Source organism: Nitrosococcus wardiae, assembly GCF_004421105.1.
GTDB classification, from domain to species: domain Bacteria; phylum Pseudomonadota; class Gammaproteobacteria; order Nitrosococcales; family Nitrosococcaceae; genus Nitrosococcus; species Nitrosococcus wardiae.
This window is the reverse complement of record NZ_CP038033.1, coordinates 182,892-206,017: the sequence shown is the minus strand read 5'-3', so window position 1 is coordinate 206,017 and position 23,126 is coordinate 182,892. Positions and strand designations below refer to the sequence as shown.

Here is a 23,126-nt window from a genome sequence, read left to right as displayed (position 1 = left end):
GTAGTGAATTCTGAGCAGAAACCTCTCTTAGCTGCGGGGGCCGGCAACAGCCGGCGCCGCAGGGGGATTTATCTCCTCCCCAATTTGCTTACTACGGCAGGCCTATTTGCGGGTTTTTATGCCATTGTTGCCGCTATGAATGGCCGTTTTGAAGCGGCGGCGGTAGCTATCTTTGTCGCGCTACTAATGGATGGTGTGGATGGGCGCATTGCCCGTTTGACTAACACCCAGAGCGCTTTTGGAGCAGAGTACGATAGCCTGGCAGATATGGTCTCTTTCGGATTAGGGCCGGCGCTGGTTATCTATGAATGGACTCTCCATAGCCTTGGCAAACTCGGGTGGTTGGCCGCCTTCCTTTATGCGGCTTGTGCTGCTCTCCGGCTAGCCCGTTTTAATACTCAGGTGGGGATTGCTGATAAGCGTTATTTCCAGGGCTTGGCCAGCCCTTCTGCGGCTGCTTGTTTAGCAGGTTTGGTGTGGTTTGCCGTGGATGCTGGCATCGCGGGTGCAACTCTCCTGCTTCCTGCTTGGGTGCTAACCATCCTGACGGCTGCTTTTATGGTCAGTAACATCCGCTACTATAGTTTCAAGGGTTTGGATAGTCGGGAAAAGGTCCCCTTTGTGGCTATATTGCTGGTCGTGTTGATCTTTGTTTTGATATCGACCGATCCGCCTAAGGTATTATTTATTGCCTTTTTGTTGTATGCCTTGTCGGGACCCGTGGTGACTTTGATCCAGCTTCGCCAGCACCGGCTACAGCGTCGTGTTCCGTTGGGTTCTACTAAAATAGACGATGACGAAAAATAGGCATTGGCATTTGCCAATAATCCCTATATAGTAATGTTATGTTCGTCATGACGCTGTTCACTTATCCTTTCAACTACCCCCTCCTGGGGCTTCCTGGCCTGTACCTGGCTGCTTTGGCCCTGCTGCTGCCCTGCTAGGGGCAGGAAAATAATCAACTCAACAATTCAACCAGCAGTCTCGCCGACGGAGATTCAAGTTCCGGCGGTGTTTCAACGCCGTATATAGTGAGTGGAGCAGCCAGTAATGAAAGATAAATTGATCATTTTTGATACTACCTTGCGGGATGGCGAACAAAGCCCCGGTGCATCCATGACTCGGGAAGAAAAGGTGCGTATCGCTAAAGCCCTGGAGCGTATGGGGGTGGATGTCATTGAGGCGGGTTTTCCCGTGGCTAGTCAGGGTGATTTTGAGGCGGTACAGGCGGTAGTCAAGGCGGTGCGTGAGAGCACGGTGTGCGGTCTGGCTCGAGCTTTAGGAGCAGATATCGATCGGGCTGGTGAAGTTTTGGCTGGGGCTGAAGCGGCCCGGATTCACACTTTCATTGCGACCTCGCCTATCCATATGAAAATGAAGCTCCGGATGGAACCAGACCAAGTCCTAGAACATGCTGTGAAAGCGGTAAAACGGGCGAGAAAATATACCGACGATGTGGAGTTTTCCCCCGAAGATGCAGGGCGTTCGGATATTGAATTTCTATGCCGGATCTTGGAAGCTGTGATTGCTGCCGGTGCTCGGACTGTTAACATTCCTGACACAGTAGGCTACAATCTCCCAGATCAGTTTGGTCAACTTATCCGCACCCTCCTTGAGCGAGTGCCAAACTCAGACCAGGCTATTTTCTCAGTCCATTGCCATAATGATCTAGGATTGGCGGTGGCCAACTCTTTGGCTGCCGTAATGAACGGTGCTCGCCAGGTAGAGTGTACCATCAATGGGCTTGGGGAGCGGGCTGGCAATGCTGCCCTGGAGGAGGTGGTCATGGCCGTTAGAACTCGCCAGGACTTCTTTCCCTGCGACACTAATATCGATACCACCCAGATCGTTCCCACCTCCCGTTTAGTCTCGGGGATTACCGGTTTTCCTGTGCAGCCGAATAAAGCCATTGTGGGAGCGAATGCCTTTGCCCACGAATCCGGCATCCATCAGGATGGCGTGCTCAAGGAACGTCAGACCTATGAGATTATTAGTCCGGAAGATGTGGGCTGGCATGCCAATCGCATGGTTCTTGGCAAGCATTCTGGACGCAATGCGTTCCGGTCTCGTTTGCGAGAACTGGGCATTGAGCTAGAGACGGAAGAGGAATTAAATGCGACTTTTCAGCGTTTCAAGGAGTTGGCGGATAAAAAGCATGAAATTTACGATGATGATCTCCAAGCGCTGGTAACCGATACTAATTTGGCTGCTGAAAACGAGCGTTTCAAACTCTTATGGCTCAAGGTGGCCTCTGAAACAGGAGAAACTGCCACGGCTGCTGTGGCCTTAAATGTAGATAGTATAGAGCAGCAAGCGACTGCCCTGGGTAGTGGGCCAGTGGATGCGGCTTATAAAGCTATCGATTCTATTCTCCAGAGCAATACGGAATTATTGCTTTACTCGGTGAATAGTATTACTGGTGGTACCGATGCCCAGGGAGAAGTGACCGTTCGGCTGAAAAAAAATGGGCGTATTGCCAATGGGCAAGGGGCGGATACCGACATCGTGGTGGCCTCGGCCAAAGCGTATGTTAATGCCCTCAATAAGATCCTGTACCCGGTAGAGCGCGCTTACCCTCAGGTTTGAGGCGGACGCTATGGACTCACGCCATCGGCGTTATCTAGAGGTGATGGGAATCCAACTTTGGCGGCAGCGCCAACCCGCAAATGCTGAAAGAGCACCGACCATGGAAGTTGGTGGAATGCCTGGGGAGAGTATGCCTGCTGAAATCGCACCGGGATGGGAAGAACTTGCCGCTCGCGTTGCCGGCTGCACGGCTTGTTCATTGCACTGTAGCCGGACTCAAACCGTATTTGGAGTGGGGGATCGGGAGGCCAAATGGTTGATTGTGGGGGAAGCGCCAGGAGCTGATGAAGATCGCCAGGGGGAGCCTTTTGTAGGTCGCGCGGGGCAATTGCTCAATGCCATGCTAGAGGCGCTAGGGCTCCAACGGGGGCAGGTCTACATTGCCAATATCCTCAAATGTCGCCCACCCAAGAATCGGGATCCCTTACCCGAAGAGGTCGCCAGTTGTGAACCTTACCTTCGGCACCAAATGGCCTTATTACAGCCCCGAATTATCCTCGCGGTAGGGCGGGTGGCGGGGCAAAATCTTCTCAAGACTTCGGCACCCTTGGGGCGCCTGCGCGGAATCGTGCACCAATACCCAGATACCACAATCCCTTTGGTTGTGACCTATCATCCTGCTTATCTGCTGCGCTCGCCACGGGAAAAACGACGGGCTTGGCAGGATCTGCGATTGGCGCTTAAAGTGTACCGGGAACTTTGATAATGCCTTTGGTGTTATCAAATATTATCAAAGGTAGATTAAAGGGTGGCGAAATTGTTGCAAAAGTTACTAAGTAGACTGCGGGGATTTGCGCCCCGGCCTATGAGGGATGCCGATCTGAAGGTGGTCGGGGCAATTGAGCGGGCGGCTTGTGCCTTTCCCTGGACCGAGGGTACCTTTACCGACTGCCTCCAGGCTGGCTATGATGCTTGGGTCTATGAGCGGGATGGCGAGATTTATGGTTATGGCGTTGTCGCGGTGAGGGCCGGTGAAGCTCATGTGCTGAATATTTGCGTTCATCCTGACCATCAACACCAAGGTTGTGGACGGTATATCTTACGCCACCTTTTAAAGATCTCCAGGGAGCGGGGGGCAAGTACAGTCTTCCTGGAGGTGCGTCCTTCCAATTATCCAGCGCTAGGTCTCTACCATAAATTTGGTTTTAATGAGGTCGGTACCCGCAAAGGCTATTATCCGGCCCATAAAGGGCGTGAAGATGCACTTTTGCTGGCCTTGCAACTGGCTGATTAGTTCTCGTGCCCTTTGATTGTTGGCAGGGGGTAGCCCATGGAGCTCTTTGAGCAGTTGGGGTTGGCCCTTGCATTAGGTTTGCTGGTAGGGTTGGAGCGGGGATGGCAGGAGCGCCATGCGGAAGAGGGGACCCGGATCGCTGGACTCCGCACCTTTGGATTAATTAGCCTGTTAGGGGGGTTATGTGCCCTTTTGGCTGAGCAAGCGGGGTCTATTCTGCTGGGGTTTACCTTTTTAGCCTTCGCTTTATTGGTGTTTGTTTCCTACTTTGACAGTGTCAGGCGAAGTGGCGATCGGGGAATGACCACGGTTGTTGCGACTTTGGTGACCTTTGCCTTAGGCGCTTTGACTGTGATGGGCTATGAGAGCGTTGCGGCAGCAGTGGCTGTGGTGGTCACCGTACTCTTGGGCCTTAAGCCCGTTTTGCATGGCTGGATAGCGCGGCTGCGCCAGGAAGAACTGTATGCGGTTTATAAGCTCTTGCTTATCTCTGTAGTATTGTTGCCGGTATTACCCAATCAAGGATTTGGCCCTTGGCAAGCGCTCAATCCCTATGAAATTTGGTGGATGGTGGTTTTGATTGCCGGGGTGTCTTTTATGGGTTACTTTGCTGTCCGCATTGGAGGAGCAGGCCGAGGCGTACTTGTGACTGCCTTGTCTGCGGGGTTAGTGTCTTCGACTGCTTTGACCTTGAATTTTTCCCGAGTCGCCCGCGCAAATCCCCAAGGCCAGCGTTTACTGGGAGCAGGGATCGCGTTTGCCGCTGCGACCATGTTTCCGCGGCTCTTGCTGGTGGTGGGCATTATCTACCCTCCCGTGGCGGTTGATTTACTCTTCCCCCTGGGCTTGATGAGTATCATCATCTTTGGGGGAGGGTACTGGCTTTGGCGGGGAGCTAAACGCCAGACTACCCCCCATCTTGCACTGGAAAATCCCTGTGATTTGGGGATGGCGGTGAAATTTGGTGGTTTATTGGCGTTGGTGATGTTGGCTTCACGGGCCTTGAAGGAATGGTTTGGGGATATTGGACTCTATGTGGTGGCTGGAATCTCAGGCCTCAGTGATGTGGATGCTATTTCCCTTACTTTAGCCCGGATGGCTCAAGATGAGGCTAATGCTCTAATAGTTGCCGCCATAGGGATTTTTTTAGCTGCGGTGGTGAACACCTTGGTGAAAGGCGGGCTTGCTTGGGGCATAGGAGGGGCGCGTTTCGGGTTGCCTGTCTTAGGGGTTTTTTTGCTCTCCGTCGTTACGGGGGGGGGCAGCCTGTTGTTTTGGGATGGCAGTATCCCTGGGCTAGAATAAGCCTAATACTCCCGCAGCTCGAAATAAGATAACCAATGTTTTGGCATCCTTGATCTGTCCCCTATGGGCCCACTTTAGGGCTTTGGCAAAGGGAAGCCAATGAACTTCCAGATATTCCTCAGGCTGAGGAGCGCAAGAGGTAAAAGTCAACTGTTGAGCGAGATAAAGGTGCAAGACCTCATCGCAAAAGCCTGGGGTACTATAAATAGCGCCGAGCTCGTGCCAATGACTGGCAAGGACTCCGGCTTCTTCTTTAAGTTCTCGCTGGGCGGCGGTGCATGGAGCTTCGCCCGGATCTAGCTTACCTGCAGGGACTTCCCAGATAAAACCGCCGGTGGCGTGCCGATATTGGCGAAGAAGGCAGATTTGCTGTTTGTCATCGATAGCTGCCACCACCGTGCCACCTGGGTGGCGGACGATCTCTAAACTGATCTGCTGGCCATTGGGTAATGTGACCATCTCAAGACCAAGATCGACAATGCGACCGTGGTAAAGGGGGGTCCGTTGATTTGGCACGGGGTTAAATTCTCCAATCTCAAGATAATCTGATATTAACTTGAATACCATTACAAAATCGACAAGCCATGAGCGATTTGATGACCTATTTGGCTTTGGGAGCCCTGGTGGGGAGCTTGGCGGGTTTACTTGGAATCGGGGGGGGGCTGGTGATTGTTGCCGTCCTAGTGCATGTGTTCTCGGCCCAGGGGATTAGCGATGAGCTTAGCATGCACATGGCTATTGGCACCTCCCAGGCCACTATTGTGCTCACCTCGATGACTGCGATCTGGGCTCATCACCGCCGGAAGGGCGTATTGTGGCTAATCATGGCAGCAATGGCGCCGGGGATTGTGCTCGGCGCACTGTTGGGCGCAGTCATTGCCGATGCCCTTTCTGGGCAACTCCTTAAAGGGTTATTCGGTGGTTTTGCCTTATTGATTGCATGGCAAATGGGGATGGGGTTTCGCCCAACGGCAGTCCATCCCCTACCGCGACGCTGGATTCTGGCACTAGTCGGTGTGGTCATTGGGGGAGTCTCCGCGCTTTTTGGGATTGGGGGGGGGAGTTTTACGGTGCCCTACCTCTCTTGGCATGGTATTCCCATGCGGAACGCGGTGGGGACGGCAAGTGCTTGTGGTTTTCCCCTCGCAGCCGGTGGTACTTGTGGGTTTATCTGGATGGGATGGGATAAGTTGGGGCTACCTGCTTGGAGCAGCGGTTATGTGTATTGGCCAGCTGCTGTGGGTGTCGTGGCGACTAGTATGTTGTTTGCCCCCCTAGGGGCAAGGCTTGCCCATAGAGTGGCTTCGATAACTCTAAAAAGGATATTTGCCATTTGTCTTGGATACCTGGGGTTAAATATGTTGCTTGAGCTGATGGGAGCCACTTTTTTGTTCAATGGGCGGTGAAGTTGGGGAAGTCTCGCGATCTTCCCCATCCCGTTGATAGGAAATCGGGGCGAGGTTATTCAAGAATTGCTGGGTAATCACAGGCCAGGTAAATTTTTCTGCATAGACCCTGCATTGGTGGGGATCTAAAGACAGGGCAGAGAGGGCGGCAGCGGCCAGATCTTCATTGAGATAGCCCGTCTCGCCATTGATAACCACATCAATGGGGCCGGGAACGGGGTACGCGGCTACGGGAACGCCGCAGGCCATAGCTTCCAGCATGACCAGGCCGAAAGTATCAGTGCGGCTGGGAAAGACAAGAACATCGGCAGCGGCAAAATGGGAGGCCAGTTCTTTCCCTTTTTGGACCCCTGTGAACACTACTTCTGGATATTCCTTACTGAGCTTATCAAGCTGGGGGCCATCCCCCACCACGATTTTGGTTCCCGGTAGCTGTAATCTTAAAAAGGCACGGATGTTTTTTTCTACCGCGACCCGCCCTACATACATAAATAGAGGGCGGGAGTGTTTAAGAAAATTTTTATCCCGGGGGTAAAACAAGTGGGTATCAACAGCCCGAGGCCATAGCACTAGGTTTCTAAATCTTTTGGAGAAAAGTTCTCTTTGGAGGGAATGAGTGGCGACCATTGTGCGGGTGCTAGCCCCATGAAACCAACGGAGATAGCGGTAACCTACCCCCAGGGGAAGACCGGTGCGTAATTTAATATATTCTGGAAAGCGGGTATGGAAGGAGGTGGTAAAGGGATGACCGTGGCGGAGGCACCATTTTCGGGCTGCTAAGCCTAAGGGGCCTTCAGTGGCAATATGGATGGCTTGCGGCTGCAGTTCCTCAATTAAAGCGGGCAGTTTGCTACTCCCATTGAGGGCTAAAGAGATTTCAGGGTAGGTGGGACAGGGGAGGGTTCGAAACCGATCCGGGCCAATCACAAAGGTGGAGTGCCCTGCCTGTTCAAGTTCGTTTTGAGTTCGGGAAAGAGTGGTAACCACTCCATTGGTTTGAGGGCGCCAAGCGTCGCTTACGATGAGTATCCGCACCAAATCCTCGCTGACTAGAAAAATAATCTCGGTTTTGACTTTAGGGGATAAGTGTGACTAGGCAGTTAATTTTTGATGAATTTTTTGTGATCAACCGAGGTAAAAAGGGCTCCGTCCCTTAGAAGTACCCTTGGTTATAAAACTACTGTTTGGTAGATTATATTTTTGTGAGTTGTTTAAGCTTTATTTGTTGGTTTAAAGCATATCTAGGCAGGATCTCACAAGGACGAACCGAGAATGGCTGCAAATCACCGGGATGGGTATTCGTTGTGGAATAAGGCTTGGCTTGTCCATGCGAGCAAGCGGTTGATGGTGTATTTGTCAGTCACGACTTTCATTTGCTCTGGTGCAGTATGTGCGCTAGTTCCTTCAAGCAACACGCGACTGTTTTCCCTCTCCCCTTCAGTTTTTTAGAGACTATACTGAAGGTACAGGCTCCCGCTTTTGTGCGAGGGGATCTTTCACGATTGCTGATGTTTTCGAAAAAGAGTTTAAAACAGCAGTCGTACCTTAAAACCCAAAAACAACTCCTTGATTTATTAAGTTCTTTAGCATTTTTGCGGGCGGAGACTTGGAACTCTGGGGGGACTGTTGTGTCTTTACTTTAGCGGTTGTTGTGGTGCCCTAATTTGGTATTTCCGGCGAGGAGGTGGAGTGTGGTCGATACAAAAAACGGATTTACTGAGATTATTAAAAAAGACCGAGCAAAGCGAGAACGTCAGGAATGGCGTGGAACGTTTATTGATTATTTAGAAAAAGTCAAAAAGGATCCTACTATTGCGAGGCTAGCTCATTCTCGGGTTTATGACATGATCATGCGGGAGGGGGCGGAGGACATCCATGCTTTGGGCGATCCTCATGTCAAGCGCCTCTATGGCGATGAGCCGGTGAAAGTCTATGACTTTTTCAAGGACGAATTCTTTGGTATCGAGCGGACCTTAGCCCAACTAGTACGTTATTTCCATTCGGCGTCCCTGCATGGGGAAGAAAGCCGCCAGGTACTCTATTTGATGGGGCCTGTGGGAGCCGGTAAGAGCTCTCTTATCGAGCATTTGCACCGGGGATTAGAGAAGGCAGAGCCCATTTATGCCATCGACGGCTGTCCGATGCGTGAGGAACCGTTGCATCTTCTACCGCGCCATTTACGAAAAGAATTTGAGAAGATGCTCGATGTCCATATTGAGGGCGATTTGTGCCCTGTATGCCGTTTTCGTCTCAAAGAAGAGTTTGATGGCCGTTATGAAGACGTACCGGTCATTACCGCAGACTTTTCCAAGCGGGATCGCCGGGGTATTGGTGTGGTACCGCCGGTAGATCCCAATAACCAGGATACTTCAGTGCTCATTGGCTCAGAGGATATCTCCAAACTGGACATCTACTCCGAAGGCGATCCTCGAGTGCTAGACCTAAATGGCGCTTTTAATGTGGGCAACCGAGGTGTGGTGGAATTCATCGAGGTCTTTAAAAACGAGACTGAGTATCTGCATTCTATGATTACGGCCACCCAGGAGAAGTTTGTCCCGGCTCCTGGTCGCCACGGTACCGTGTATGTGGATACCTGTATCGTTGCCCACTCCAATGAAGCTGAGTGGCAGAAATTCAAAGCCGACCATACTAACGAGGCTATTCTCGACCGGATTGTAGTCATTAAGGTTCCTTATAATCTGCGTCTGTCAGAGGAAATCAAAATCTATGAGAAGCTTTTGCGCCACTCTGATTTCCGGGCCCATATTGCTCCTCATACGCTCGAATTAGCCTCCATGTTTGCTATTCTTTCCCGATTAGAGCCTACCCCTAAATGTGACTTGATGACCAAACTGCGGCTCTATAATGGCGAGGAGGTTGTAGAGAAAGGAACTACTCTCAAGATTAATGCCAAGGAACTTCAGGAGGCTGCTTCCCGAGAAGGAATGTTTGGCATTTCAACCCGCTTCATCACCAAGGCCCTGGATAATGCACTGGCCGATAGTGAGGAGGGGATTAACCCCATCAACGTCCGTGAGGCCTTGATCACCATGGTCAAGCAATCGGAGCTGGCGGACGATGTTCGGAAGCACTATCTGGAACTGCTCCAAGACACCTTACATAAGGTTTATCTTGAGGTTTTGGAAAAGGAAATCACTAAAGCTTTTGTTTACTCCTATGAAGAACAAGCAGAGACCTTATTCCAGAATTACTTGGATCATGCTGAGGCTTATGTGAATAAGACCCGGGTTAAGGATCGGGATACACGGGAAGAATTACAGCCTGACGAGAATTTCTTAAAATCGGTGGAGGAGCAAATCGCTATTGTAGGCAGTGCTGCCGAGGGTTTTCGGCAGGAAGTGATTGCTTTTCTCTGGGCGGCTACCCGCCGTGGTGAAAAGATAAGTTATCAGTCATACGAACCCTTAAAGGAAGCCATTGAGAAAAAACTGACCAGTTCGGTGCGGGATATAAGCCGTATTATTACCAAATCCCGGACCCGGGATGAGGAGCAGACCAAGAAATATGATGATTTGCTCAAAAATCTCCTTGAGCGGGGCTACAACGAATATTCGGCAGAGGTGGTGTTGAAATATGCCGCCAATAACCTGTGGAAAGATTAAAGAGGAGAGTTGGATATAGCAATGTCTGAACTATGTACAGAATATGCCTGAGCGATGAATATTATGACTACAGTGTTCCGTCCTTATTCTCAATCTGATGCTTTACGTTCGGACCGCAGCGCCAGAGATCGGTTACGGCACCGGCAGAAGGTGCGGAGAGCCATCCGTGATAATGTGGCTGATATTGTGGCTGAGGAGTCCATTATTGGTCAAAGCCGCGATCGTATTGTCAAAGTTCCCATTCGAGGCATTCGGGAATACCGTTTTGTTTATGGACGGAATACGCCGGGAGTAGGCACAGGCCAGGGAGATTCGGAGCCTGGCCAAACTGTGGGCGAAGCGTCTCAGGGGGATGGGGGGCCGGGCCATGCCGGTGACCGTCCAGGCATGGATTATTATGAGACTGAGATCACTCTGGAAGAGTTGATCGAGATTATGTTTGAGGATCTAGAACTGCCAGACTTGGAACGTAAGCGTTTCCGTGAAGTATTATCGGAGCGTACCAGCAAGCGAAAAGGCTTCCGTCGTGTCGGTGTTCGGGTCCATATGGATAAGCGGCGCACAGCTAAGGCTCGGGTTAGGCGGCGCTTGGCAAGTAATAAGGCCAGTGGGACCAGCGAGCCAGAACGGCGGTTCCCCTTCCATCGTGATGATATGCGCTATCACCGGCTACGGGAGGATTTGCGCCCCCAGTCCAATGCCGTAGTGCTCTGTATTATGGATACCTCTGGTTCTATGGATACATTAAAGAAGTATCTGGCACGGAGCTTTTTCTTTTTACTCTACCAGTTTGTCCGCTCCCGTTACGCTCATGTGGATGTGGTTTTCATCGCCCATCACACTAAAGCCCGGGAAGTGACGGAGGAGGAGTTTTTTCATAAGGGTGAATCCGGCGGCACTTTTATCTCTTCAGGCTACCACAAAGCGTTAGAGGTGATTCAGAATCGCTATCACCCTTCCTTATGGAATATTTATGCTTTTCATTGCTCAGATGGTGACAATTTTGATAGCGATAATGTTGCCACCTTAAAAGCTGCCGAAGAACTGTGCCAGGCCTGTAATTTATTTGGCTATGGCGAGATCAAACCCCGACCTTCGGGTTTCTATGAGGGGACTATGTTAGATTTATTCCGAAACGTTAGGGCTGATAATTTCCAGCCTGTGTTAATCCAACGCAAGGAAGATATTTGGCCTAGTTTTAGGCAGCTATTATCCCGAGAGCGGGAGAACAGTGAATATGAATAAATTTTATTCAATAAAGTGAAAATGCTGGGGTAAATAGTATGGCCAGTCATTGGACGATTAAGGATCTAGAATATTGGGATGCCAAAATTCGTGAAAAAGTCGAGGAGTTTGGGCTGTCTTGCTTTCCTCAGGAATTTGAAGTGTGTGACCATGCCCAAATGCTGGGCTATATGGCCTACTCGGGTATGCCTGCCCATTATCCCCACTGGTCCTATGGCAAAGCCTACGAGAAGCTTCAGACCCTTTACGAGCATGGAGTGAGCGGACTACCCTATGAAATGGTTATCAACTCAAATCCTGCATTAGCCTATTTAGTGCGGGAGAATTCTCTGTGCTTGCAGATTCTGACTATTGCCCATGTCTATGGCCATAACGATTTTTTTAAAAATAACTTTACTTTTAGGGATACCCAACCTGAACTGACTCTTTCTAACTTCAAACTTCGTGCTGATCGGGTACGGGATTATATTGAAGATCCTTCCATTGGTCTTGATAAGGTAGAGGCAGTGCTTGATGCGGCCCATGCTTTATCCCTACAGTGCCGCAGAAACCAAGCGATACGCAAGCTGAGTCCCGAAGAGCAAAGGGAGCAGGTGCTAGCTGCTGCCCATCCTGCTCCTGATCCCTATGGAGAATTGCATAAACAGCCTGAGTACGTAGAGCCCGATCTGAATCATTTTCCCTTGTTTCCGGAAGAGGATATCTTACTCTTTATCCGGGATAACAATCCCTACCTTGCTAACTGGGAGCGGGATTTGCTCACTATTGTACATGAGCAGGCACGCTATTTTATCCCTCAGATAGAAACTAAGATCATGAACGAGGGTTGGGCCAGTTATTGGCACCATAAAATTATGAATAGTTTGGATTTACCCCAGGATCTCTATCTTGAATTCTTAGTTCATCACAATCAGGTGGTGCGCCCCCATCCTGGTGATATTAATCCCTATTATTTAGGTTTTAAAATTTGGCATGATATTTACCGTCGCTGCGAGGTCCCCTCTCCAGAAGAAAGGGAACGCTACGGTGAACCCCAATTGGGGGGCCATGAGAAAATCTTTCAGGTTCGCGAAGTCGATAGGGATACCTCTTTCTTGCGCCGTTTCCTGACCGAGGCATTGATGCGCGAGATGGACATGTTTGAATACCAGCCCAAGGGGGAGGATCTGGTGGTTAGTAAGATCTCTGATGAGGAACATTGGCGTGAGGTCAAAGAAACCTTACTAAAGAATGTGGGCATGGGGGGGATCCCTGTTATTCGGATCGAGGATGCCGATTATGGGCATAACCGACAGCTTTATCTTAAACATCAGCATGATGGACGTGACCTCCAGGCAGAATATGCTGAGAGGACACTCGCCCATCTCTACCAGCTTTGGGAACGGGATGTGTGGCTAGAAACTCAGCTTAATGATAGGAAAGTCCGCCTGGGTTATGGGGAGGATGGCTTTGTACAAAAAACCCTAGGCCGTTTTCGTTGATCCCAAACTATGGGCTTGTCATGAGGTATGATCCTCACTATACTACGCCACTTTAAATTCCCGCCTGGCCGAGATGCGGGGACATAAATAACTTGAAAAAGGAGATTATATAATGGGAGCGATCCTAGAATTAACAGATAAAATATTCACCCCCGTCGGATTTGTCGTGACCATAGCGCTCATCGCTGGGATTTACTACTTTGTTCGCTGGATCATGAAGGACTAGGATCTAAAAATTTGGTGCGCACGTAAAAAGGGGAGTTGCAAAGGGTAGTCACTTTTGTTTCCTTTTGTTACTGGCTAAGTTTCTAAAATTTAAGTGTGCACTTTGTTTATTGTGGGTTAAGTCTAAAGGTTAATTTCTTAACCGGATAAATAGGCTTAATCCCATGTAGGAGACGCAGAGGCGAAAAGGAATTGACGGGGGCTATATTAACCGTAGTGTCTTTGCGTCTCCCCACTCGCTAGAAAAAATTCCTTGTTAGGAATTTTCCAAAGTTTTGGTGCTGTTGCGCCTCTTCGCTCGTTCCTGCTCTTCCCTTCCTCGCAATAAAATTATGATTAAGGTTCGTGCTGGAAGCTATTGCGCAAGCCTAGTAGTGTTAAGTAACCCCATGCTTTAGTCACTGTAATAACACTCACAAGTTAAGCCTAAACAGAAAATTCCTTGTTTGTTACTAGGGAACTAAGTAGGATTAGCGGCAACTAATATAACTAATTTTTAGCTGAGATGCAGGTTTGGATATTAGGGTTCGAACTGCTGCTAATTATCGAGTTGAACCTTTAATAAAGGTTGTGTGTATGCAAATGATAAGTATACGTCAAGCTTTCTTAGCCACCGTGATAGGACTGGGGGGCGTTGCTTTCTTGCTTCCCTCTGTCGTGCAATCGGCTCCCTATCAACGACCTCCGGCGGCTGAAAGCTTCAGTCTGGCTGAATTGGACAACGAGCCGATTTGTCCTGAGGTAGATCCCGTCTGGCGAGAGCCTCAGGTAATTGATGGGGTGGCGGTGAAAGCTTCGCCTCTTTGCAATCCGGATAACCCGGCGGATATCGCGGCCTTCGTAAAAGGTACGAACAACGTCTCCCATGACACCATTATGGAGACCCAGCTCGCGATGGACGCTGTGACCAAAGGTAAGGACCGGGATGGGGACGGCGACCCGGATGTGATTCATGTTCGGCTGGAAGTGGCTGAGTTAAACGGATTCTCACCAGATTTCCCGGCGCCTATTCCCGCTTACTCTGTTGCGCCGGGCGTCCAACCTGGATTCTGGGTTTTTGCCCCCAAGACCCGGGGCATGTCCACTCTTAATTTCGAGAGTCTGCAGGCCAATTACTATCTGCGGGCCCCGTCCCCCACTCTCCGTGTTGAGCAGGGGGATACGATAAAAGTTACTCTTGAAAACACCCACTATTTGCCCCATACCATCCATTTTCATGGGGTTGATCATCCCTTTATCGATGCAGCAGGCGAAGGGAATGATGGGGTTCCCCAGACCAGTGAATTGCCTGTGATGCCTGGAGAGAGTCGTACCTACGAAATGACTCCCCGGCATGCGGGGACTATGCTTTACCATTGCCATGTTCAACCCCATTCCCATATTGGGATGGGATTAGTAGGGATAATGGCGGTGGAAGAAAATCGCCCCAATAACTGGGTTCAGACCTTGAATGTGGGAGGAGGACAAGTGCGCCATCCCTCGGTGGCGATAAAAGAATCCTTTGATCGAGAATATGATCTTCTTTATCAGAGTGTCGATCAGACGTTGGCAGATAAGATTAAAATCGCCAATGATGCCCGCTTGATCGCCCAGGCCATTAACCGCGATTACAACATAACTGAAGAGCCAACCAACTATTTTCTGCTTAATGGACGTTCTTTTCCCTATACCATTCGAGAATCGCTGGTAGTGGTAAAACCTGATGAGCAGGTGAAGCTTCGGATGGCGAATGCAGGCCAAGATCCTGTTTATGTGCATAGCCATGGCCATAAGATGACTATTACCGCCTATGATGGCGCGCCCCATAACCCGGAGGCCTGGATCACCCGGGACGTCTATACCGTGGGGCCAGCCCAGCGCCTCGATTTAACTTTGAATACCTCTATTGATGGCTTGCACAGCTATGGGGAAGGGATTTGGCTGTTGCATGATCACACGGAGAGGGCGGTCACCACCGATGGGGTAAATCCCGGCGGGGACGTAACCAACATTGTCTATGAATCGTTTCTCAGCGAAAATGGCTTGCCACTGGGCAGGGGAGTTGATCTCAAACCCTACTTTAGTAAGGAATTCTATCAAAGGGAAGTGCCGGTATGGGCGAGCTTCGACCAAGAAAACTTGTTTGGCGATGTTAACAAGGCACCTGCCCAACTGCAGCTTCAGCCAGTCTTGGTTTCTTTCGGGATAGGTGTGCTGCTCGGCGGTATTGTCATTGGGGTTCGCCTAATTAGGATTTTTAGGCGGCGCCGTCCCCAGGAGGTGTAAGTAGAAATGGTTGGATATCAATGGCTCATTTTTAGTGCGGCACTTATGTTTTCCCTTGGTGTCGCCGCGGTAGAATCGGCTGACAGCCCAGAGCAGAGCAAGCCGCCATCCGAAGCGGCTGCGCCGGAACATCACCATCATCATGAGCACCCGGGGGATGCGGATGCTCAAGATAAAGGGCAGCCTACGCCGGATTCGAAGGCAAAAAATTCGGCCCAGGAGGCTCAGGCTGAAAGAAAAACGGAGGCTGAAGGAGAAGCAGCGGCAACTGAAGAGCCGGAGCATCACCACCACCATGAGCATCCGGCAGAGGCAGCAGAGGTAAAAGTCAAGCCGTCTTCTGAGGAAGAAGAGGCTCACATTCATCATGAATTTAAGCATGAACACCACATGATGGATATGGATGCTGAGGGCATGGTCATGAATGAAAATACGGATAACTTGCCCCGTGATTGCCCTCAGCTTGCCGGTGATGTGGAAATTACAGTGCGAGCAGGGACTAAGTATGCTAAAGAGTTTCCAGGAACAGTGTTTGGTTTTGACCAACATGAATGGAAAGTCGAACCCTGTACGCGCATTACAGTCACCTTTATTAATGAGGACAAGGTTCGCCACCAATGGATGGTTCACATGTTGCCCAAGTACATCTATCCTCAGGGAATGTTTCACCTTGAGGTGGCAGGGCCGGGTCGTCGAACGGGTACCTTTATCGTGCCAAGCGTGGAAAAAACCTATTTTGTCCACTGCGATATTGCCCAACACACGGAAAAAGGCATGAAGGCCCAACTAAAAGTAGGGAGTGGCGATCAAGATTTCCCCAGCATTCCCGGGCTTACAGCGCCAAACTATCCGGATCCCTATGAAACGGAAACCAGTTGGAGCACGATAGGCTCCTCCTTGGGCGCAGGTTTGGCAGGCCTAGGGCTGGCGATTGTGGGTCTGGGGCGTTTCAAGCGTAAGGCTGTGGCAAAAACAAAGGAAGCCGCGCAGCAACAACAGGTTTCTAAGCCGGAAGCCAAGCCGCGTAAGTGGTGGTCGTTTGGCAAGTAAGTAAAGCCCAGGGGTCATTTCACGCCCTCGAGCAATTTCTCTTGTTTGCCGGCGTACCTTGTACCAAATTCCTAGAGAGTTAGTGACAGGGTACGTCGGCAAGTTGCTTTCCATATCATAAGGTTGAACTAGATTAAGGCTTACTCCGCAAGCGAGCTTCTTGTTCTATTTCATGTTTTATCAGCTTAACGAGATCGGTAAGCCCCTCGGCAAGCAATGCCAGGACATCATCAACCGTCAGAATCCCCTCTAGGCCACCTTTCTCGTTGACCACGGGCATCCGCCGGATACCTTGATACCTCATCTGCTGTAGGGTGTCCCAAAGGTCCGCTTTCTCAGGTATGGTGATTACAGGGCTCATGACATCCCTCACCGTGACAGCATCTGGGGATACCTCCTCGGCTAAGATTTCAACAACGAGATCGCGATCAGTCACAATGCCGATAGGGATATTCTGTTCCCTTTGCTGTTCTACTATAAGTACATCTCCCACATGGTGCCGACGCATCAGCTGCGCGACCTCTAAAATAGAGGTGTCCTGAGAGGCCACAATAACCTCGCGATTGCAATATTGTCCCACTGACATGGGCATCTCCTTCTACGGGATCGAACAATGGACAGCAGGTTTCCATCATTTATCAAAATAAAAAGGGTAACACTCCATCCAGAGCACTATGGTTAAGGGCGACGTGGGCTTCTGCCTGTACTTTGGGTTTAGCATGGTAAGCCACACTAAGGCCTGCAACTCTCAACATTTCCAAATCATTGGCTCCATCGCCGATAGCCACTGTCTGTCTTGTCTCGATATCTAATTCCTTGCACAGCCTCTGCAAAAATCTGGCCTTAGCAGTCGCTCCCACGATACTGCCTACTACAGTGCCGGTCAGCCGATTATTTTTAATTTCTAGCTGATTTGCTAGCGTATAGTCCAAATTGTATTCTTGCTTTAAACGCTCGGTAAAATAAGTAAACCCCCCAGAGACTAAGGCGATTTTAAGACCGCGTTGTCTCAGTGTAGCAAGCAAGGCTTCTCCCCCTGGGTTGACGGCAAGCCGCTTTTCATAGATTTCGGCAAGGACGTTGGCGGGGACTCCCCTCAATAGCGCTACCCGTTGGATGAGAGAAGTTTCAAAGTTGATTTCACCTCGCATAGCGGCGGCAGTGATCCTGCTAACCTGTGTTTCTTTGCCAAAGAAGGCCGCAATTTCATTGATGCATTCAATATTAATAAAGGTGGAGTCCATGTCGGTGACTAGAAGGCGTACCTGCTCAGGGTGGTAGCCCTCCGGAAGGAGATTAATATCCACACCCTCATAAGTTGACCGTAGCCTCGCTAAAGTTTGAGGGGAAAACGGTTGCCTGCCATAAAGCCGATAACCTTGTCCTTGGGGGTGAAGTTCGGTATGAGTTTGTTGAGCAATTTGATTAGCCAGATCCAGAGTTAACTGCGGCCCTTGAAGAATAAGGGTAGACATGGGTGAGAATTCTCGCTGAAATTTTTATAGACGCAGCTAAATCATAACATTCCCAGAGGGGGATAAAGACCGATAATAGGGGCCTTAAGTGCTTCAAAAGGTTTTTTTTATGGGGATTAACCTTACTTCTTGTAGGTAAAATCTAGGGAAGATACAATACCGGACTTATTGAAAAGGCTATTGAGCTTTTCTGAATGCATCTCATGAAAATAAGCATAAAAAATTCGTATTTATTATTGCTTGACACACACTTTGGGGATGCTACACTCCATTTCTAAAGGACTTATTGTAACGATAAGGGATTTTACTCTTCCCTCGAAAAACCAGTTCAAAGAGGGGGAGAGAGGTGAGAGCCAGTCACCAGTGATGTCTAAGACTGGGATGGCTTCTCAATCGAAATAGTTCAGTCAAATAGGAGGCTATCAATATGGCTGCAACTAGTAGAGCTGTTGCGGGAGTAGCTGAAGAGGAATCCCTCTTTGCCTGGAAAGGTATGTGGGGGGCCGTCGCGGCATTCTTTATCTTCTACATCGGTGTACGTTGGTATGAAGGCGTTTACGGATGGAAGTACGGGTTGGATTCCTTTACTCCGGAATTCGAAAAGTATTGGATGAATCTGCTGTACATTGAGCTCGTTGTTGAAGCGTTAGCGACTGCGGGCTTAGTGGCTTACCTGATCAAGACCCGGGATCGCAATATAGAGGCTGTTCAACCCCGTGAGGAACTGCGCCGTTACTGCACCCTGTATATGTGGTGGGTGGTTTATGGCGTTGGTCTGTTCTGGGGTGCAAGCTTCTTTACCGAGCAGGATGGTACCTGGCATCAGACGGTGGTCCGGGATACGGACTTCACTCCTAGCCACATTATCGAGTTCTACATGAGTTACCCGATCTACGTTATGGTAGGCTTGGGTTCCTTTGTGTATGCCAAGACTCGTATTCCTTACTTTGCTAAGGGCTGGTCTGTGCCTTACCTGATGTTGGTGTTTGGACCCTTTATGATCTTCCCGAATGTGGGCCTGAATGAGTGGGGTCACACCTTCTGGTTCATGGAGGAGTTGTTTGTTGCACCGCTGCATTGGGGTTTTGTGTTCTTTGCTTGGTTTATCCTGGCGATGTTCGGCGTATTCTTGCAGGTCCAAGGCCGCATGCGCGAGCTAATTGGCCAGTCGCTCCAGCAAAGCCCGGATTACTCCCGTAGCTGATCGCTTGTGTTAATGAGTTTTCAGTTAAAGTGTTAAATGGGGCGGCCGCAATCCAACAATTAATTGAGGGTTCGCGGCCGCCTTTTTATATACCTTCTGTATTAAACCCTGGGCAGGAAGGAGTTCTGCCAAGATTGAAAAGAGGGTAAGGGAGCTTTAATTAAGAACGATTGACGGATATGTCTCCTTGTTGAGGATGGGAAAAGTGGAACCCCAAAACAAAGCAACCTTAACGAGTGGCGATAAGAACAGGCAGCAGGGAAGCAGGCCTTAGGAATTCACGGATCTACGGACCGGTGAATGAATAATCATAACAGATATCAAATAAAAACCCTATTTTAGGAGGGCAGATATGAGTGCACTTGCGTCTGCGGTTCGTACACCGGAGGAAGCTGCAAAGATCTCTAGAACGCTTGATTTGTTAGCGTTAGGAGCGTTCTTCGGTATTTTTCTCGCTTCGTACCATGTTCACTGTATGCTTCTGTTTGGCGACTGGGATTTCTGGACTGACTGGAAAGACCGGCGCATGTGGGTCACGGTGGCTCCCATCGTGGCGATTGCTTACCCTGCCGCCATGCAGGCATTTTTCTGGGAAAGATTCCGTCTTCCCTTTGGCGCCACCATCGTGACGCTCGGGGTGCTAGCCGGTGAGTGGGCTAACCGTTACTTTAACTTCTACGGTTTTACCTACTTCCCCATTAACTTCGTTTGGCCGGCCGTTCTAGTCCCCATGGCCTTGTTCTTGGATGCCGTTCTCGTGCTGACCAAGAGCTATGGTTTGACCGCCATCGTGGGTGGGTTGTTCTACGGCTTGTTGCTTTATCCTGCAAACTGGCCGCTGTTAGCCCAGTACCATGTTCCCGTGGAATACAATGGCTTGGTTATGTCCATCGCCGACATCATGGGGTATCACTATGTTCGGACGGGTACTCCTGAATATATCCGGATGGTCGAGAAAGGTACCCTGAGAACATTTGGTAAAGACGTCGTTCCGGTATCGGCATTCTTCTCAGGCTTTGTTTGCATGGTCATGTACTTTACGTGGCACTTTGTCGGCCGCTGGTTCTCCAGAGATTACAACGTCCAACAAGTGTAAGTTTTGGAAGATAATAATTCTAAAATCCTAAACAGAGAGACGGAGAACATGAAAGGTAATATAATGAATCGAGCCAGAAAATGGCTAGCCATCGGCTTTGCCACCGTGGTGGCATCGAGCGTCTTCTACGTTCCTACAGTAGCCGCCCACGGTGAAAAGTCACAGGCCGCCTTCCTGCGGATGCGGACCATCCATTGGTATGACCTTAAATGGTCCAAGGACCAGATTGCAGTCAACGAAACCTACACCATGAGCGGCAAATTCCGTGTTTTCGAGGATTGGCCGGAAGCGGTGCGTCATCCCCATGTGTCCTTTTTGAATGTCGGTCAACCTGGACCGGTGTCCACTCGGATGTCTTCTTACATCAATGACGTGTTCGTGCCCCGTTCAGTGGGTATCGAGCTCGGCGGCGATTATAGCTTTTCGGTGGAACTCAAAGGCCGTCGTCCGGGAACTTGGCACGTCCATACCATGATGAACATCGAGGGGGGCGGTCCACTTATCGGTCCCGGCAAATATATAACCATTACGGGTAATATTGAGGACTTTGAAAACCCCATCACCGACCTGACGGGTAACACCGTTGACATAGAAAGGTTGGGTCTAGGCACCGTCGTTGGTTGGCACGTGTTCTGGTATGTTTTGGGTATCGCTTGGATGTGGTGGTGGGCTCGCCGTCCCATGTTTTTACCTCGCTACATGAGAGTAGAAGCAGGGGAGGCCAATGATCTCATCACCGATACAGACAAGAAGGTAACCCTGGGTGTAATGGTCGGCGTCCTCGTCATCGTTCTGTATGGCTATCAGAGCGCCGAAAGTAAGCATCCCGTTACTGTGCCTTTGCAGGCTGGTCTGCTAGGTGAGATTGAACCGCTACCGGTCGATTACGATAGGATGGTGTCGGTCGATGTGCTCAAGGCTAACTATCGGGTGCCGGGCCGGACTATCTCAATGAAGCTTGAAATCACTAACCATACCGATGGAGTTATTTCCATAGGCGAGTTTGCCACCGGTGGTATTCGCTTCTTGAACCCTGATGTGGTTGTAGATGACACGGATTATCCGGATAATCTATTGGCACCGGAAGGGCTAGAAGTGAGCCAGCAGGATATTGCTCCGGGTGAAACGGTAGTGGTCGAAGTCTCCGGTACCGATGCAGCTTGGGAAGTCGAGCGTATGGCTGACGTTATCTACGATCCGGATAGCCGGTTTGGTGGACTGTTGTTCTTTGTCGACGCCGAAGGGAACAGACTGCCGATCCCTGTTGGCGGGGCGTTAATCCCAATCTTTGTCTAAAGAATGGTCACTCTTGGCGCGCGTGTAGTCAAAGATGCGTAATATGAGTTAAGCTATTCGTAATTGATAAGCCGACCCTTCACTCCATATTGGAGTGAAGGGTCGGCCTATTCTTATCTATCTCTGTAGCTCAGACACTAAAGCTCTGAAGTTGCATTTCATGCCAATCCCTCAAAGCTAAATTAAAGGGTATTAGCTAATGAAGAGAGTACTATTTAGCTGCTTTGCATTATTTGGATTATTGTTAGCCAGCACCTCTGCCATGGCCCATGGAGGGGGCGGAATCGAGGCGGATAAGTGTGTTGTTAATATCGGTAATTATCGGATGCACTTTACCGCTTACCAGCCACAAACCATTGGCGGGGAAGAGTTATGCTGGGATTTGCCGACCGCCGGAAATTCCATTTTGGTTTTTGACTTGGTGGAAAGGGTATTGCGTGATCGGCCTGTGGAAGTTCGGGTTGTGGAAGAGCAGGAAACCGCTTCGGGTCCGTCAAATTACAAAACCATAGTGGAGCGACCTGTTCAGAGGTACCCGAAAGGGACTATCGAGCTTGAGGCTGCTTTTGCTAATCCAGGAGAATACACTGCAGTGGTTACCCTGGGGGGTGATCAGCCGTTGGTGTTCAAAGCGCCAATTCGGGTTGCTCTTCAAGGAGAGCAGACCGTTCAGTGGATTGGTGCTATTGCTTTTGCTGCTGTTGTTATAGGGTTAATGGTTTGGTTTGCCCGCCGCGGTAAAAAGGAAGCGAGCGCCTAGCATCAGCATCGTCTAAATCATATTTATAATAGCTGGATTCCTAAATTCATAGGGGAGATCCCCGGCATTCAATTATATAAGTAATTGAATGCCGGGGGAAAAAGGAATGTGCTGCTATCTTGTAAGGCAATATCAAACTAAATAGAGCTGAGCGGGCAGTTGATATCTAATGCTTGTTATGTTGTGATGATACAATTGATCTAGACAAAGAAAAATTGCGCTAGCAACCTTTTGGCTTAATAGGCTATCTAATACTAATCAATAGAAATAAGGAGCTTAGATGAAACGGTTTCCCTTGATGTTGTTTATGGCGTTTCTTGCCTTAGTATTGGCGGCTTGTCAGTCGGGTGGCCCAGGTGCAGAGGATTTTGGCCTTGCAGGAACCTGGGAGGCGGAGCTTGGGACCGAGAAGCAGAATGGTGGAACCCTGAAAACTAAGGGAGAAGTCACCTTTTCTGGTAATACTTATAAATACTCTTGGTATAAAAAACTAATCGATGAAGATGGTTCTGCAGTTTATGATTGGTCGGAAACTTCAAGAGAAACCGGAAGCGTTTCTGTGTCGCCTGATTATATGGAGTGGACGGCGAATTCCTACGGTACAGCGGAATATAATGAAGGGACACAGAGTTGGAGCGCTGTTGATATGAAATCAACTACCAATGATTATGCCATCTATTATACTGTTGAAGGCGATAAGCTCACTTTAAAAGAGGACTATAATCTTGATGGCGACTTTGATGACGTGATAGGTATGCCTGAAACGGTTATCTATACTAAAAAGGAATGAATCTTGTCGCATAGGGCATACCTGCCTGAGGGGGCGGGTATGCCCGGCTTAAGTTAGGGCTTGTTTCTTCTTTGAGGTATTTTTT

General features: G+C 49.7%; 20 protein-coding genes. 16 read left to right on the top strand and 4 right to left on the bottom strand.

The genetic code is table 11. The features are described 5' to 3' along the window. Positions 1–3: 3 nt before the first annotated feature. From pssA to E3U44_RS00975, 5 genes are all read left to right on the top strand, one after another. Positions 4–807, top strand: a complete 804-nt coding sequence (pssA, locus tag E3U44_RS00995) for a CDP-diacylglycerol--serine O-phosphatidyltransferase (RefSeq protein ID WP_134356251.1) — start codon at positions 4–6, stop codon at positions 805–807. 243 nt (positions 808–1,050) lie between these two features. After that, positions 1,051–2,586, top strand: a complete 1,536-nt coding sequence (locus E3U44_RS00990) for a 2-isopropylmalate synthase (RefSeq protein WP_134356250.1) — start codon at positions 1,051–1,053, stop codon at positions 2,584–2,586. Positions 2,587–2,596: 10 nt separating this feature from the next. Then, positions 2,597–3,289 (top strand): uracil-DNA glycosylase, encoded by a 693-nt coding sequence (locus E3U44_RS00985; protein WP_134356249.1) that lies wholly within the window; start codon positions 2,597–2,599, stop codon positions 3,287–3,289. Between the two features lie 45 nt (positions 3,290–3,334). Next, positions 3,335–3,820: a ribosomal protein S18-alanine N-acetyltransferase gene (gene rimI / locus E3U44_RS00980; protein ID WP_206054864.1), complete on the top strand. Its 486-nt coding sequence runs from the start codon at positions 3,335–3,337 to the stop codon at positions 3,818–3,820. A 36-nt stretch (positions 3,821–3,856) separates the two neighbouring features. Next, the gene (locus E3U44_RS00975; protein ID WP_134356248.1) at positions 3,857–5,125 is read left to right on the top strand and encodes an MgtC/SapB family protein; all 1,269 of its coding nucleotides are present in this window, start codon (positions 3,857–3,859) and stop codon (positions 5,123–5,125) included. On the opposite strand, the gene E3U44_RS00970 is transcribed toward E3U44_RS00975, so the two are convergent. Continuing rightward, positions 5,117–5,641 (bottom strand): NUDIX hydrolase, encoded by a 525-nt coding sequence (locus E3U44_RS00970; protein ID WP_134356247.1) that lies wholly within the window; start codon positions 5,639–5,641, stop codon positions 5,117–5,119. The genes E3U44_RS00975 and E3U44_RS00970 overlap by 9 nt on opposite strands. Before the next feature lie 68 nt (positions 5,642–5,709). Here E3U44_RS00970 and E3U44_RS00965 point away from each other — a divergent pair, with 68 nt between their 5' ends. Next, on the top strand, positions 5,710–6,531 hold the full coding sequence (locus E3U44_RS00965; RefSeq protein WP_134356246.1) for a sulfite exporter TauE/SafE family protein: 822 nt from the start codon (positions 5,710–5,712) through the stop codon (positions 6,529–6,531). Here E3U44_RS00965 and E3U44_RS00960 read toward each other — a convergent pair. Then, positions 6,478–7,566, bottom strand: coding sequence for a glycosyltransferase family 4 protein (locus tag E3U44_RS00960; protein WP_134356245.1), 1,089 nt, complete (start codon positions 7,564–7,566; stop codon positions 6,478–6,480). The genes E3U44_RS00965 and E3U44_RS00960 overlap by 54 nt on opposite strands. Before the next feature lie 656 nt (positions 7,567–8,222). Here E3U44_RS00960 and E3U44_RS00955 point away from each other — a divergent pair. The 5 genes from E3U44_RS00955 to E3U44_RS00935 all read left to right on the top strand — a co-directional run bounded on the left by E3U44_RS00955 (position 8,223) and on the right by E3U44_RS00935 (position 16,420). Beyond that, a complete protein-coding gene (locus E3U44_RS00955) occupies positions 8,223–10,154 on the top strand; it encodes a serine protein kinase (protein ID WP_134356244.1) in 1,932 nt (643 codons plus the stop codon). 63 nt (positions 10,155–10,217) lie between these two features. After that, positions 10,218–11,399, top strand: a complete 1,182-nt coding sequence (locus E3U44_RS00950; protein WP_134356243.1) for a YeaH/YhbH family protein — start codon at positions 10,218–10,220, stop codon at positions 11,397–11,399. Positions 11,400–11,437: 38 nt separating this feature from the next. Continuing rightward, a complete protein-coding gene (locus tag E3U44_RS00945) occupies positions 11,438–12,880 on the top strand; it encodes a SpoVR family protein (RefSeq protein ID WP_134356242.1) in 1,443 nt (480 codons plus the stop codon). Between the two features lie 801 nt (positions 12,881–13,681). After that, the gene (locus tag E3U44_RS00940) at positions 13,682–15,370 is read left to right on the top strand and encodes a multicopper oxidase domain-containing protein (protein ID WP_134356241.1); all 1,689 of its coding nucleotides are present in this window, start codon (positions 13,682–13,684) and stop codon (positions 15,368–15,370) included. 6 nt (positions 15,371–15,376) lie between these two features. Continuing rightward, a complete protein-coding gene (locus tag E3U44_RS00935) occupies positions 15,377–16,420 on the top strand; it encodes a cupredoxin domain-containing protein (protein WP_134356240.1) in 1,044 nt (347 codons plus the stop codon). A gap of 133 nt (positions 16,421–16,553) precedes the next feature. Here E3U44_RS00935 and E3U44_RS00930 read toward each other — a convergent pair whose 3' ends face one another. Then, complete coding sequence (locus tag E3U44_RS00930) at positions 16,554–17,006, bottom strand: CBS domain-containing protein (protein ID WP_134356239.1); 453 nt, start codon at positions 17,004–17,006, stop codon at positions 16,554–16,556. Between the two features lie 52 nt (positions 17,007–17,058). Continuing rightward, positions 17,059–17,895 carry a phosphoserine phosphatase SerB gene (gene serB, locus E3U44_RS00925; protein WP_134356238.1) on the bottom strand — a complete coding sequence of 279 codons (837 nt, stop codon included), beginning with the start codon at positions 17,893–17,895 and terminating at the stop codon, positions 17,059–17,061. Positions 17,896–18,322: 427 nt separating this feature from the next. Between serB and E3U44_RS00920 the strand changes: the two genes are divergently transcribed. The 5 genes from E3U44_RS00920 (at position 18,323) to E3U44_RS00900 (ending at position 23,041) form a co-directional block, all read left to right on the top strand. Beyond that, positions 18,323–19,099: a methane monooxygenase/ammonia monooxygenase subunit C gene (locus E3U44_RS00920; RefSeq protein ID WP_134356237.1), complete on the top strand. Its 777-nt coding sequence runs from the start codon at positions 18,323–18,325 to the stop codon at positions 19,097–19,099. A 352-nt stretch (positions 19,100–19,451) separates the two neighbouring features. Beyond that, positions 19,452–20,195: a methane monooxygenase/ammonia monooxygenase subunit A gene (locus E3U44_RS00915; RefSeq protein WP_134356236.1), complete on the top strand. Its 744-nt coding sequence runs from the start codon at positions 19,452–19,454 to the stop codon at positions 20,193–20,195. A gap of 48 nt (positions 20,196–20,243) precedes the next feature. After that, complete coding sequence (locus tag E3U44_RS00910; protein WP_134356235.1) at positions 20,244–21,491, top strand: methane monooxygenase/ammonia monooxygenase subunit B; 1,248 nt, start codon at positions 20,244–20,246, stop codon at positions 21,489–21,491. A gap of 199 nt (positions 21,492–21,690) precedes the next feature. Further along, complete coding sequence (locus tag E3U44_RS00905) at positions 21,691–22,251, top strand: hypothetical protein (protein ID WP_134356234.1); 561 nt, start codon at positions 21,691–21,693, stop codon at positions 22,249–22,251. A gap of 280 nt (positions 22,252–22,531) precedes the next feature. Further along, on the top strand, positions 22,532–23,041 hold the full coding sequence (locus tag E3U44_RS00900; RefSeq protein ID WP_134356233.1) for a putative periplasmic lipoprotein: 510 nt from the start codon (positions 22,532–22,534) through the stop codon (positions 23,039–23,041). The last annotated feature ends 85 nt before the right edge of the window (positions 23,042–23,126 follow it).

Coding starts and splice junctions, on each gene's coding strand:
- E3U44_RS00930 (WP_134356239.1), bottom strand. CDS start 17,006: ATGTCAGTGGGACAATATTGCAATCGCGAGGTTATTGTGGCCTCTCAG.
- E3U44_RS00965 (WP_134356246.1), top strand. CDS start 5,710: ATGAGCGATTTGATGACCTATTTGGCTTTGGGAGCCCTGGTGGGGAGC.
- E3U44_RS00910 (WP_134356235.1), top strand. CDS start 20,244: ATGAAAGGTAATATAATGAATCGAGCCAGAAAATGGCTAGCCATCGGC.
- E3U44_RS00985 (WP_134356249.1), top strand. CDS start 2,597: ATGGACTCACGCCATCGGCGTTATCTAGAGGTGATGGGAATCCAACTT.
- E3U44_RS00945 (WP_134356242.1), top strand. CDS start 11,438: ATGGCCAGTCATTGGACGATTAAGGATCTAGAATATTGGGATGCCAAA.
- E3U44_RS00915 (WP_134356236.1), top strand. CDS start 19,452: ATGAGTGCACTTGCGTCTGCGGTTCGTACACCGGAGGAAGCTGCAAAG.
- E3U44_RS00905 (WP_134356234.1), top strand. CDS start 21,691: ATGAAGAGAGTACTATTTAGCTGCTTTGCATTATTTGGATTATTGTTA.
- E3U44_RS00975 (WP_134356248.1), top strand. CDS start 3,857: ATGGAGCTCTTTGAGCAGTTGGGGTTGGCCCTTGCATTAGGTTTGCTG.
- serB (WP_134356238.1), bottom strand. CDS start 17,895: ATGTCTACCCTTATTCTTCAAGGGCCGCAGTTAACTCTGGATCTGGCT.
- E3U44_RS00935 (WP_134356240.1), top strand. CDS start 15,377: ATGGTTGGATATCAATGGCTCATTTTTAGTGCGGCACTTATGTTTTCC.
- E3U44_RS00950 (WP_134356243.1), top strand. CDS start 10,218: ATGACTACAGTGTTCCGTCCTTATTCTCAATCTGATGCTTTACGTTCG.
- E3U44_RS00920 (WP_134356237.1), top strand. CDS start 18,323: ATGGCTGCAACTAGTAGAGCTGTTGCGGGAGTAGCTGAAGAGGAATCC.
- E3U44_RS00900 (WP_134356233.1), top strand. CDS start 22,532: ATGAAACGGTTTCCCTTGATGTTGTTTATGGCGTTTCTTGCCTTAGTA.
- E3U44_RS00990 (WP_134356250.1), top strand. CDS start 1,051: ATGAAAGATAAATTGATCATTTTTGATACTACCTTGCGGGATGGCGAA.
- E3U44_RS00940 (WP_134356241.1), top strand. CDS start 13,682: ATGCAAATGATAAGTATACGTCAAGCTTTCTTAGCCACCGTGATAGGA.